Genomic DNA, 12,345 nt, shown 5'->3' on the forward strand with positions numbered 1-12,345 from the left:
CCCGGCCTATGTGGTGATCAAGGCCGCCGATCAGTTCCACACCAAGACCACCCGGCCGAACGAGATGTGGCAGACCGACTTCACCTACTTCAAGATTATCGGGTGGGGCTGGATGTACCTGTCGACCGTGCTCGACGACTTCTCACGCTACATCATCGCCTGGAAGCTGTGCACCAACATGCGCGCCGAGGACGTGACCGACACGCTGGACATGGCACTGGCCGCATCGGGCTGCGACAGCGCCACGGTGCTGCACAAGCCAAGGCTGCTGTCGGACAATGGCCCCAGCTACATCGCCGGCGAACTGGCGGAATACATCGAGGCCCAGAAGATGAGCCATGTGCGCGGTGCCCCGCTACACCCGCAGACCCAGGGCAAGATCGAGCGCTGGCATCAGACCCTGAAAAACCGCATCCTGCTGGAAAACTACTTCCTGCCCGGCGACCTCGAGGCCCGGATCGAGGCCTTCGTCGAGCACTACAACCACCAGCGTTACCACGAGAGCCTCAGCAACGTGACGCCCGCCGATGCCTACTTCGGTAGGGCACCCGCCATCATCAAACAACGCGAAAGGATCAAACGACAGACCATCGAATATCGACGCTTGCAACACCGCAAGCTCGCCGCATAACATCAACCCCGAGACGAGGCCCGCACTCCGCTAATTTACGCCGCGAGTTGTGCCGAATGTTCTGACGACGGACAAAGGTGCACATTTCGATCCCGCTGTCGCTGGATGACGCCGTCGAGCGCGGTGCGCTGCCCCTTCAGCATTTGAACTACCGTGCGCTACGACCTAATCAGCTCACACGCGCCTTCCTGCCGCGCTGGCACGCGTGTGCGAGAAAGTCGCTCAGCCCCTCAACTGGATCCGTTTCCGCTCGGTAGATCACGCTGCGACCGATCTTCTCGGAGCTGACGAGCCCCGCGCGCTCCAGGATCGCCAGGTGCGCGCTCATGGTGTTCGGGGTCGTCCCGATAGCGGCGGCGATGTCGCTCGACGCCATGCCCCCGGGCAGCGCCTCGACGAGGGCGACGAACGCCGAGAACCGGCTCGCCTGCGCCAGGGCGCTCATGATCGTCAGGGCGTGCATCTTTTCCACTCCTACTGTTCTATGCTGGCTCCGCCCCACTGCAAAGCGGGTAGTCCATCATCGTTGATGCGGCATCGACACTACAATAATTCGCGAAGTGTTGTATTATTACGGATACACTCCATGTTGGGGGTGTCGGCGGCCGTCGCCACCTCCGACAGGAACGTCATCGGCGACTATGGAGTGACCCATGGAAGCGATTACCGCCGAGCGCATCGACGCCGGCAGTGAAGCCGGTCTCGACCCGGACATTACCTACGCCGGCACGTCGGCACGCGTCGGCGCGATGTTCCCCGATCCGCTGAGCGAGGACGATGTCACCGACGAGATCGTCATCACGACCCGCCGGGCGATTGGCCGTGTGGCGCTGGTCGCGACGGAAACCGCCAGCCGTTTCCAGCGCGAGGCTGTCGAGCACGACCCGATGGCGTGGATGTTCGCGCCGCGTGCCATGTTCGACGGCGCGGCCGCGGTGGACGCGTGCCTCGATCGCGACGCCTGCATGCGCGGCGTCCTGCTGCACGGACTCGCGCTGGGCATGGATGCCGAGCGCGAGGCGATGGACGTGCTGCTGGCCAGCGACGAAGACGAGGAGTTCGAGCGGCACGAATTCCGCTACCTCCATGGCGAACGCCTTTTTGGAAGGGGCAAGCCGCTGCGCGGCCGGTCGACGCGCGCGACGAGGGTGCGCCTCTACACCGCGACCATCGTCGACACGCGGGACAACCTCATGCGGCAGGTGTTCCACGCGAGCCTGGCGCGTGACGCGACGGAGGTCCGCACGCGCCTCGCCGGCCGGTTCGGCCCGGACGTCGCGGACCTCGCCGACATTCGCCTCGGCATCCACATCGCATCGCCCCCGGTTGTGGCGCTGGTGCCGGAGCCGGTGCTCGAACTCATCAGGCGCATGGAGCGCGACTGCGCGAAGCCGCACGCGAGGTCCTTCGCCGTGGACATCGAGATGGGCATCCAGGCCTGACCGGACGGCGGTGACGGCGTGAGCTGATCGGCGGCACCACCTGCCGTCCAAGGCCTGATCGCACCGTCACCCCCTTCCGACCCGGTTCTGCTCGGAGAACACGAACATGAACATTCATGCCGAGGTCGGTCGCTCGTCCGCGACCGGCGCGGGGGACGTGCGCGTCCTCCATCCGCTCCGCCTGCACGAGGGCTCCACCGGCGATGGTGCCGGCCGCGGTCCGCACGTTGGTGTGGCTATCGACGTCGAGACCACGGGACTCGATGTGAACGCGGGCAAGGTGATCGAGCTCGCCGTCCGCCGGTTCCGCTACGACGCCGAAGGCTTCATCACCGATGTCGACGAGGCTTTCGAGTGGCGCGAGGACCCGGGCGAGCCGCTCCACCCGGACATCACCGCGCTGACGGGCCTGGCCGACGCGGATCTGGCCGGGCGCGAGATCGACGAGGACGACGCATCCCGGCTGCTGAGGTCGGCGAGTTTCGTCGTGGCGCACAACTCGTCCTTCGACCGGGCTTGGGTGGAGCGGCGCCTCCCGGATGCCGCGGGTCTGAACTGGTGCTGCTCGATGCGGCAGGTGGACTGGCGCGCGCGGGGGTTCGACGGACGCGTCCTGGGATACCTTCTGCTCCAGAACGGCTTCTACCATTGCGGTCATCGCGCATCCGCGGATGTCGACGCCCTGATCCAGATGCTCCGCCACAAGGACGCAGACGGCCGGACCGCGCTTTCCGAGATGATCGAGACCGGTGCGAAGCCGAGCTGGATCGTCCGCGCGCGGGGCGCGCACTTCGACCTGAAGGGCAGCTTGCGCGCCCGCGGCTATCGCTGGGACGCTGCGGAGGAGCGGAAGGTCTGGTGGCGCGAGGTCGCCGACGAGGACCTCGTCCAGGAGCAGTTCTGGCTCGCCGCCAACGTCTATGCCGTCGACGCACGTCCGCAGAAGATTTGCCCCGAGATCGTGCGCGTCACGCCGCGCACCCGCTTCCTCTGACCGGCGCGCCGATCGCCACCACGACATGAAGGAGAAGACATCATGCCCAGGAAGAAGGCGGCCGCACCGCGCGGCTCCACCTCGCTCGCCACGATCAAGCCGCAGGCGCTGACCGCGGACAGCGAGGTCGCGCTGGCGACCGCGGTCGGCTCGGATCGCGCCCTGGCGAAGATGCCGGGCGCGGGCGGCGAGGTCGCCCGGCAGGAAGGCGTCACCCGGGTGACCGGCCGCGACTACGCGACCAGCGGTGGCACTGTCCCGGCGTCCGAGATCTACTTCGTCCGTGGCGCGAAGCCAGACGGCGACGGAGTTTGGCTCGGCGAGGCGGACAAGGTCGCCTGGATCGACCCCGCGACCGGTTACGAGTGCATCATGATGCGCGACAATCCGGAGGGCTTCCTCAGCGGCTATGTCGGCGTGCCGGGATCCCACCCCTTGTTCGGCTGGGATCATGACGCGATCCCGCCCGATCTCGGCATCGAGGTCCACGGTGGCCTGACCTATTCTCGCGTCTGCCAGGAGGGGCCGAGTCCGCAGCGCACCATCCTCTACGAGGCGCGCCGGATCTGCCATGTGCTGCCGCTGAAGCATGCGACTGACCACCGCCCGCACCCCGATCAGTGGTGGTTCGGATTCAGCTGCGATCACGTCTACGATGTCGTGCCGGGCAGGCGCCGCGAGCGCCAGCGCTTCATGGGTGCGGAGACCAGCGCCGAGTACCGCGACGACGGCTATGTCGTGCGCGAGGTTCTGAACCTCGCGAGGCAGCTGAGAGCGATTGCCGACGGTCGCTCCGTTCCGGCGCGGGAGGGGCCACCGCTTCCCGCGGTCGGACTGGACCCGCAGAGGGGAGGCTGACGATGGCGCGAGACGGGCACAGGCCGGGGGAGCTGCCCTGGGGATGGTGGCTGCGCGCCCGCTTGGGCGTGCTGGAGGACGAGCACGGCCGAACCTGGCGATCGGTGCGGGACGCCTTCTGGCAGGGCGAGCTCGGCTTCGGGGACGTTCACTTCGCCCCGGAGCAGCACGAGCTGATGCTCCGCACGCTGTCATCCCTTGATCGCCATGGGTCCCATCCGCAGGAGAACCGGCATGACCTGTTCGCCGGGGACTGGTTCTTCTGGCGCTTTTACATGTGCTGGCTCGGATCGATCGGCATGATCGAGACGACGAGTTCCATTGGCTTCAAGGTCAGCCCATTGGAGGGCGGACTGAGCCCGGAGGGACGGTCCGTGCTGATGATGCTCCGTGCGACCCGCGAACCCGAGTGGGAGAGCATGCCGATGGCCGAGATCATGGACATCGTCGTGTCGTCGATGCACACCGCGGCGGACGACGCACGCGAGGAGGCGCTGCAGGCATTCGAGCGCGCCATCGGCCTGCGTCGGCACGTCTTCGCCCGCGAGCGGGTCGGTCGTTCGCACCTCGTGACGCTCACCGGGATGTCGGGTGGAGCCGGCGCGCGCATGCCCGTGAGGCGCGTGAATTGGTCGGCCTCGTTCGCTGACTCGGCTGCCCGCGACGACTTGTTCGCGTGGTTCGCCGCACGTGTCGATCGTTGGGATGATTGGGGTGAGATGGCCTACAGCAAGGGTGCCGATGCGTTCGGCCGGCACCTCCTCGAGCTTCTCGTGGTGTCGCGCACGACGGGTGCGCAGTCGTGACCGCCGCGGATGCAGCGCTGCAGGTCCGCGAGGCGGCCGGGCGGCGCGCGCGGGACGAGGCGCAGATGCTCGACCGGCTTGTCGAGAGCCTGCGGCTTGCGTCCTTTCGGACCTATCTCTCCGCCACCATCGTCTCGATGTCGTCGCTCGTCCCGGACGTTCTGGCGATGGGGGACACCGATGTGCCGTCAGCTCTCCAGCGATTACGTCCCGGCCACATCTGGCCATCGATCACGTCGCGCGAGCATGAGTATGGTCAGACCGGGCCAAAGTCCAATCGAATGGTCAGAGTTGGCCCGGGACGCGCTCGACGCCCGGCTATGTTGGTTGGAGACGCGATCATAGCGGAGGGGGTGCTCGGACCCTGGATCGAAGCGAGGGTCTGCGGCGGTTCGTTCGACGTCGTGCTCCGGGTCGACGGCTTCCAGCTGTCGACGCAGGACGGGTTCGGTTACGTCAGATGCCCTGCCGAACTGCCCAGCATCGTGATCGAGGCCTGCGCGGGTAGACCGCTCGCCGACGTTGTGGATCACCCACTGCTTCGTGCGCACGACTTCGTCATCAAAGACGCGGCCAACCTTGGCGGCGGGTCTTCTTTCTCCTTCGACGTCGGCCGACTGCCTGTGGAGCTGCCATGGCGCGAGTAGTTGAGCGCTCCCGGCGGGACGATACGGATTGAACCTTGGAAGCCGGCGGTCATTCCGCCGGCTCTTTTTTTCGTCCTTCTGATCGCCGCGTGCTGCGGCGCCATGCCACCGTGTGCCGAGTTGCCACGGAAGAGCGAACTTGATAAGTAGCAAGGGTCCGACATGGTCGGTTCGCCAAAGTAGCACAAAATCACGTAAGCGGTTGATTTTGTGCCTGCCACTTGCGAACTTCCTAAGTGACAGTGTCATTCTTTATGGCACTTCTGCGAACGCGCACGGCGACCGGGTGATTGAAGCATAAGTTGCTTTGGCGCCGTCGCCTAAAGCAGTCCTGGGCGCACAAGAGCTTCCTGCCGCTGGTCGCGCCTAGCCGCTATCAGGCCGCGTCCGCCTTGTCGGCAAGAAAACACCGCCACCACGCTGCAATGCAGGTACTGCCGTCATTGATGTCACAGCCGCAGACCCAGTTCAATCGCCAGCATGATCCAAGTCGACCACCTGATGTCTTAACAAGCATAAGGAAACGCCCGCCTTATTTTCACCAATAACGACCGCTCATCATGGTGCGCTTCCAAGACGGAACCGCATTAATGATGACGGGGGTCAGTGAAACAAGATCGTCCCAGCCGGAGGCTATCCTCCACGGTGACGTGGCATCTTCGAACCGCTTTCCTCACCAATTGTCTGCTTCTTGCGAATGTCGCAGACGCTCAGGAGGTGGAGATCGGTCCCAGCGCCACGCCAGCGGACGCATCGGCGGAACAAGGCACAGAACCGGACCGCGACATCGTTATCCTTGGCCGACGCGTCGCCGGAACTGCGATCGCTGACGATGCGCCGATTGCGGTACTTGACCAGGACGCCATCCGCTCGATCGGCGCGACCAGCCTGAAGGAACTGATCGAGCGGCTGAAGCCATTGACGTCGTCGGTGGATGGTAGCGAGCCGGTCTATTTGTTGAACGGCCGCCGCATCTCGGGCCTCGCCGAACTGGGCACGCTGCCGCCGGAGGCGATCGAGCGTACCGAGGTGCTTCCGGAAAGCGAGGCGGCAAGGTTTGGTTTCCCGCCGACCGTGCGCGTCTCCAACTTCGTGACCAAGAAGCACTTCCGCGGACTGCTGATCCAGCAGCTTGCCGGCTCTACGACGGACGGTGGCGGGGAGACCAATTATGTCGAGGCGAACGCAACGCGGATCGACGGCCCGCGCAGGCTGTCGCTCAGCGCGGCGATGTTCCGTCACAATCCGGTGCTTCAGTCGGAGCGGGACATCGCCCCCGATCCCGATGCGCCGTTCGCGATCGGCGGCATCGTCACCGGCGTGGACGGGGGAAGCATCGATCCCGCGCTCGACGCACGCGCGCGGACGCCGGTCATGCGGGCACCGGTTCCTTTCGATGCCGACGCCCGACAGCGGTTGAGCGGCTACCTTCCCGGCGCACATACGTTGCCCGGCACCGATATCGGCGCCTTTCGAACGCTCGCGCAGCGTCAGGACATGGTCAACGCCAGCGCCACCGTCGCAACCCCCATCGGCAAGGCGATCGACGGGTCGCTCAACCTGTCGATGGAGGCGCAGATACATCGCGGGCTCAACGGCCTCGCGCCCGCAATCGTGCCGGTGCCGGGTGACAGCGGCTTCCTGCCCTTCACGCAGGATGTGTTGCTCTATCACTACCTGCCCGGCATCCCGCTGCGACAGCGCAACAGGAACCTCAACCTGCATGCTGGCGGCACGGTGCAGGGCGGGATCAGCCGGTGGAGCTGGAACGTCACCGGCAGCTATGATCGCTTCCGCAGCAAGGCGCGCTCCGACCAGGGAATTGTCCTTGATCCATTCATTGCTGCCGTGGCGGCCGGCGCAGATCCGCTCGCTCCGATCCCCGTGGACGGCAGCAATCACTTGCTGGTCGATCGCCGCGACACCGTAATCGACACGTTGGTCACCAAGGCCGTGGCGAACGGCCCATTGCTGCGCCTGCCCGCCGGGGATGCTCAACTAACGGTGTCGGCGGACCTCGCCCGCTCCAGCAGCAGCGGCGACCGGTTCGTCACCCCGGGCCAACGCGTCGGTTTCGCCAGAACCGTCAAGACTGGCAGCCTGAGCGCCGCCCTGCCGATCGCGTCGCCCGACCGTGACGTGCTGCCGTTCCTCGGGCGGTTTGCGCTCAGCGGCATGATCGGCATCACGGACGTCTCGCAATTTGGACAGCTGGTAAATTACAGCTACGGCGCGACATGGTCGCCGGAGCGGCGGGTCCAGCTTAGCGCGACGATCAGCGATGCGCTGACACCCCCGGCGATCGCGCTGTTGACCAACCCGCTGGTGACCAGCCCGAATACCCCCTTCTTCGATTTCACCAATGGCAGCAGCACGTTCGTGACCACGCTGACCGGTGGGCGCGCCGAGCTGTTGCCCGAACGGCGGCGCAGGTCACAGTTCGGGATCGCGCTGTCACCGATCAGGAACAAGGAACTGCGGCTCAGCCTCGATTATATCGACACGAGCTTCTCCAACCAGACCGCCAGCCTCGGCAGCGCGACGCCGGCGTTCCAGGCCGCCTTCCCGGACGCGTTCATCCGCGATCCCGCCGGCCGCCTGGTCAGCGTTGACCTGCGCCCGGTGAACCTCGCCAGTGAGCGGGACCGTCAGCTGCGGCTCGCGTTCAACCTGTCGACCCCGATCGGCAAGGCGCCGCCACCGCCGCCTGCGACCGACGATGCGCCTGCCGGGTCGCCGCCGCCGCCCCCCAAGCCGCGGCCGACCATCAGCGCCTTCGTGACGACGACGCTGCGGCTGGAGAATCGCCTGGCCCTGCGGCCGGGCGCCGCCCCGCTCGATCTGCTCGACGGCGCGACCCGGGACGGCACCGGTGGGCGCCCCAGATGGGAGACCGAGATCGACCTGCGCGGAACGGCCGGGCCGCTGAGCCTTGGCCTCTACGGCCGCCTCAGGGGCGCGACGCGCGTCCGCAGCGAGCTTGCCTCCGCGGACCTGTTCTTCTCGCGCCGGACGTGGCTTGTCGCCTATGGATCGCTCGACGCAAGCAAGGTCGTCGGCGAGCCCTGGGCCAGGAACGTGTCGCTGATGTTCACGATCGAGAACCTGCTCAACGACCGGATCAACGTCACCGACCGAACCGGCGCCACCCCCAACCGCTTCCAACCCGCCTATATCGATCCGCTCGGCCGCTCGGTCCGGCTAGGTGTCAGGAAGAAATTCTAGATGCCGACGGTCACGCCACCGGGTGTCTCGCGCGGGCCCGCGCCGGCGGGGACGCCGCGGCACATTGTGGGACAAACACGTAACGCTCGCTCCATGTCCTGCGGGTTACACTCGCCCGCAGCACCCTCTTGTTGCCGTCCACCTGGCCCGATCGGCGCCCCAGCGCCCAACATGAAGTCGCCCGTGATGACACGCATTCAACGGCTCCGACTGCGGATCCTGGAAGTCGATCCCTCGTTCCTTGCCCTGCGCATGTCGGGGTGCATCGTCGTGTCGATGATCGTCGTTGCCGGCGTCATGACGCTGATCGGCAAGGCCTATCCCCTGCCCCGCCCCGCCTATGTGCTGGCGTTGATCGCGACCATGCAGGGGACGCTGCAGGTCAACGACCGGACCGAATCTGCGCGCGCGACGACCCGCATCTATGCCGTCATCGCCTCGTTCGTGGCCATCGCAGCGATGGCGGCGGCGCACGATTCGCTTCGGATCATCAACATCCTGCTGGTGATCATCGTCTTTGCCGCCAGCTATGCTGCACGCTTCGGCACGCGCTGGCGCGCGGTCGGCGTGTTCGCCTTCATGTGCGCGACGGTCGCGGCCTTCCTGCAAGAGGATGAGCGGGACCTGTGGTCGGCGGCAGCGGCCTTGGTGATCTCCGCCGCGGTGGTCCATGTCCTGCGCCATTTCATCATGCCGGATGATCCGGCGCGCGAGTTCAGGCGCCTTGTCGCAGCGGCCCTGTCCGTATCGAAGCAGCTGCGCGGGGTCGCCGCCAGCGCCATGCCCCCCAAGGCGGCGAGCCCACGCGCCGGCAAGAAGCAGATGGCGGACCTTCACCTCGTCACGCGCACGCTCGGTGCGGACATCAGGGCGTGCCAGGCGTCGCTCCCGCTGGAGGTCCCCGACCAGCATTCCGCCGTGACCGCGATCACCCTGCGGCTGCTCGACCTGCATTTCGCGGCCGAAACGCTGGTCGAGCGGATCACCCGACGAGAACGACAGGCCGCGGACTACCACGAGGGCAGCATCGCAAAGGCGCTGCAGGACGTGCAGGATGCGGAGGACGCGCTGAACGCTGCCGTCGCCACGCTGCCGCCGACATTTACCGCGGCCGGTGGCGCCAAGGCGCCGCCCGCCCCCACCGGCATCCTGCCGCGACGCGGGGAATGGCTGCGCGACCAGACGCTGCGGCAATCGCTGCAAGTGACGCTCGCCTGCGCGCTCGCCGCGGTGGTGGGGGAGGCGGTTTCCGGCCAGCGCTGGTTCTGGGCCGTGATCGCCGCGTTCATGATCTTCAACAACACAAAATCGGGCACGGCGGTGGCGATCAAGGGGCTGGACCGCGCCTGGGGTACCGCAATCGGCATCGTCATCGGCATCGCGCTCGCGACGCTGACCCACAATCACCTGTTCTGGCTCAGCGCCGCGCTGGCGATCTCGATCTTCGCCACCTTCTTCATCGCGCGCGTCTCCTATGTCGCGATGAGCCTGTTCCTCACCATCGCTCTGTCACTGATCTACGGCCTGATCGGCATCTTCACCCCGGAACTGCTGGTCCTGCGGCTGGAGGAAACCGCGGTCGGCGTGGCGTCGGGAATGCTCGCCGCGCTGCTGCTGCTGCCGATCAGCATCCAGCAGCAGGCAACCACGGCGATGAATGCGCTTCTCTCCGCGCTTGGCGACCTGCTGCTCTCCGCTGCCGAGACGCCGGAAGGGAGCGAGGGTCACCCGCTGGCGCTGAAGGCAACCGCGGTCGATCACGCACTGGAGGGCGTGCTGACCGCCTTCGCGCCGCTACGCACCGCATGGTCGTTCGGCACGATGCTCACTTCCGGCCGCGACGTGCTGAGGCAGGCGCAACTCATGACCTACACCGCGCGTCGGCTCGAACGCAGCATCCGCCATCATCCACCAACCCCGGACGAGATCCAGGCAATGCGCGCGCTGGGGGAGCGCCTGAAGGCGGCGGCCGGTGCCCCTGCGAGTGCCGAAGCGCGCGGGACGTCAGCACCCACCGGTGCGGCGGCCAACATGTCGGGACCGGATGACATGACCGGATCGTCGCTCGCCATCCTGACGCGAACCCTCGATAAGATCGAGACCGAGCGCCACGCCGCTCCCTGAGCGCCGCCCCCTTCTCGGTGCCCCCTGCACGGCGCCCCGCGCTCAGATCCACAGCCAGAGGCCGGCGATCACCATCGTCGCCAGCGTCACCAGGCAGCCCGCCTTGGAAAACTCGCCGCCCGATATCCGCACCCCGCGATCCTTCGCCTGCTCGACGATGATGATCCCCGCAAGGCTGCCGAACACGACCAGGTTGCTGGAGAAATGCGTCCCCAGCGACAGCGCCGCGCCCAGAGCATTGGGATCGGCATCGGCATGAAGATACGGCACCAGCATCATCACCGCGGGATTGTTGCCGACCAGGTCGCTGATGACGCTGCTGATCAGGAACAGGACCGGCGGGTCGGCAAGGTTGATGCCCTGCGACGCAAGGTCGGTCACCAGTTTCTGCGGCAGTCCGGTGGCGGAAAGCCCGGCGTTGACCACGAACAGTCCCATCACCAGCAGCAGGAGATCGCCGTCCACCTCATGCAGCAGCGACCGGGACGACACCTTGCGGCTGAGCAGCAGGAAACCCGCCGCGGTCAGCGCGATGGTCTCGCGCGGCCAGTCACTGAAGATGAAGGCCAGAATAACCGCGACCGCCGTGACCGCCGCCTTCAGCGTCTCGCCAAGCGAGAAGGGCGGCGGCTCGGACGTCTCCACCGTCTTGGCCGACGCTGCTTCCGCCCCGGCGCCCCGACCTGCGCCCGCCTCCTGATTTGCCGCCGGCAGGGCCCAGCGATTGCGGTAGAGCATCGAAATGACGCCCCAGATCACCGGCAGCGACAGCAGGGCGGGCCCGACGGTGATCTCGGACAGGCCGGCGAAGGACAAATGCAGCTTCTGCGCGGCGATGATGTTCTGCGGGCTGCCGATGATCGTGCCCGCCGCGCCCGTGTTGACGGCAAAGCAGAAGCCGAGGAGGAACGGCACCGGGTTCAACCCGCGCGCCATGGTGATCGACAGCAGCAGCGGGCACATCGATACCGCGACGACATCGTTGGTCAGGAATGCCGCCATCACGCCGCCGACCACGATCAGCAGCGCGAGCAGGCCACGTTCCGACATCTTCGAGCCCGCGGCCTTGCGCGCGAGCCAACCGTAGAAACCCGACACGACAAAGGCCGAGGACACCACCATCAGCCCGAACAACATGCCCATCGTCGAATAATCGATCGCGCTCCACGCCTGCCGAGGCGTGATGCTGCCGACCGTCATCATCGCCATGCCGCCGATCAGCGCCGCGCCGGTGCGCCCCACCCGGAAGAACGGCAGCGCACCCAGCCCCATCACCAGATACACGAGGAAGAAGATGACGAGCGTCAGGTCCATGGCATCACCGATTGCACCTCAGGGGGCAGGCGGATCATAGGGCGGCGCGTGCAACCGGCGCCCGGCCGCCAGATGACGAACCGCGATCATTCAGGCTTGCCGGATTTCATGCCCCACAAGGCGAAGGCGCTCTCCCCGTAGAATGGCTCGTCCAGCCCCTCGCGCTGCATCTCCACCGGCACGCGCAGCTTGCTCAGCTTGTCGAGCAGGAACAGGATGATGGTGGTGATGATGACGGCGTAGATGACGACGATCGCCACCGCGATCGCCTGGACCGACAACTGCCGGCCCCCTGCCGCCACGG

The 12,345-nt window shown here is 66.5% G+C and carries 11 protein-coding genes; 8 read left to right on the plus strand and 3 right to left on the minus strand.

Features of this window, described 5'->3' with window-relative positions:
* A partial coding sequence (locus tag CA236_RS18135; RefSeq protein ID WP_164518994.1) for a DDE-type integrase/transposase/recombinase occupies positions 1–631 on the plus strand: 631 nt, incomplete at its 5' end.
* A gap of 169 nt (positions 632–800) precedes the next feature.
* Here the strand turns inward: CA236_RS18135 and CA236_RS18140 are convergent.
* On the minus strand, positions 801–1,094 hold the full coding sequence (locus tag CA236_RS18140) for a metalloregulator ArsR/SmtB family transcription factor (protein WP_206430624.1): 294 nt from the start codon (positions 1,092–1,094) through the stop codon (positions 801–803).
* A 190-nt stretch (positions 1,095–1,284) separates the two neighbouring features.
* Here CA236_RS18140 and CA236_RS18145 point away from each other — a divergent pair, with 190 nt between their 5' ends.
* From CA236_RS18145 to CA236_RS18175, 7 genes are all read left to right on the plus strand, one after another.
* Positions 1,285–2,073, plus strand: a complete 789-nt coding sequence (locus CA236_RS18145) for a hypothetical protein (RefSeq protein WP_125946673.1) — start codon at positions 1,285–1,287, stop codon at positions 2,071–2,073.
* Between the two features lie 106 nt (positions 2,074–2,179).
* Positions 2,180–3,067, plus strand: a complete 888-nt coding sequence (locus tag CA236_RS18150; protein WP_125946674.1) for a 3'-5' exonuclease — start codon at positions 2,180–2,182, stop codon at positions 3,065–3,067.
* 42 nt (positions 3,068–3,109) lie between these two features.
* Positions 3,110–3,925 carry a hypothetical protein gene (locus CA236_RS18155; RefSeq protein WP_241212747.1) on the plus strand — a complete coding sequence of 272 codons (816 nt, stop codon included), beginning with the start codon at positions 3,110–3,112 and terminating at the stop codon, positions 3,923–3,925.
* A 2-nt stretch (positions 3,926–3,927) separates the two neighbouring features.
* Complete coding sequence (locus CA236_RS18160; RefSeq protein ID WP_241212748.1) at positions 3,928–4,731, plus strand: hypothetical protein; 804 nt, start codon at positions 3,928–3,930, stop codon at positions 4,729–4,731.
* Positions 4,728–5,378 (plus strand): hypothetical protein, encoded by a 651-nt coding sequence (locus CA236_RS18165; protein WP_125946675.1) that lies wholly within the window; start codon positions 4,728–4,730, stop codon positions 5,376–5,378. The genes CA236_RS18160 and CA236_RS18165 overlap by 4 nt, the downstream gene beginning before the upstream one ends.
* Before the next feature lie 717 nt (positions 5,379–6,095).
* Positions 6,096–8,603, plus strand: a complete 2,508-nt coding sequence (locus CA236_RS18170; RefSeq protein ID WP_125946676.1) for a TonB-dependent receptor — start codon at positions 6,096–6,098, stop codon at positions 8,601–8,603.
* Positions 8,604–8,789: 186 nt separating this feature from the next.
* A complete protein-coding gene (locus CA236_RS18175; protein ID WP_164518995.1) occupies positions 8,790–10,727 on the plus strand; it encodes an FUSC family protein in 1,938 nt (645 codons plus the stop codon).
* Positions 10,728–10,769: 42 nt separating this feature from the next.
* Here CA236_RS18175 and CA236_RS18180 read toward each other — a convergent pair whose 3' ends face one another.
* Together CA236_RS18180 and CA236_RS18185 are read right to left on the minus strand one after the other, a co-directional pair.
* Positions 10,770–12,041 (minus strand): SLC13 family permease, encoded by a 1,272-nt coding sequence (locus CA236_RS18180; RefSeq protein WP_046409888.1) that lies wholly within the window; start codon positions 12,039–12,041, stop codon positions 10,770–10,772.
* 86 nt (positions 12,042–12,127) lie between these two features.
* Positions 12,128–12,345 (minus strand): ammonium transporter (locus CA236_RS18185; protein ID WP_206430625.1); only part of this gene is annotated, 218 nt, incomplete at its 5' end.

Origin of the sequence: Sphingomonas sp. ABOLG, assembly GCF_003950435.1 — a bacterium.
GTDB classification, from domain to species: domain Bacteria; phylum Pseudomonadota; class Alphaproteobacteria; order Sphingomonadales; family Sphingomonadaceae; genus Sphingomonas; species Sphingomonas panaciterrae.

Coding starts and splice junctions, on each gene's coding strand:
- CA236_RS18150 (WP_125946674.1), top strand. CDS start 2,180: ATGAACATTCATGCCGAGGTCGGTCGCTCGTCCGCGACCGGCGCGGGG.
- CA236_RS18160 (WP_241212748.1), top strand. CDS start 3,928: ATGGCGCGAGACGGGCACAGGCCGGGGGAGCTGCCCTGGGGATGGTGG.
- CA236_RS18175 (WP_164518995.1), top strand. CDS start 8,790: ATGACACGCATTCAACGGCTCCGACTGCGGATCCTGGAAGTCGATCCC.
- CA236_RS18180 (WP_046409888.1), bottom strand. CDS start 12,041: ATGGACCTGACGCTCGTCATCTTCTTCCTCGTGTATCTGGTGATGGGG.
- CA236_RS18145 (WP_125946673.1), top strand. CDS start 1,285: ATGGAAGCGATTACCGCCGAGCGCATCGACGCCGGCAGTGAAGCCGGT.
- CA236_RS18140 (WP_206430624.1), bottom strand. CDS start 1,094: ATGCACGCCCTGACGATCATGAGCGCCCTGGCGCAGGCGAGCCGGTTC.
- CA236_RS18155 (WP_241212747.1), top strand. CDS start 3,110: ATGCCCAGGAAGAAGGCGGCCGCACCGCGCGGCTCCACCTCGCTCGCC.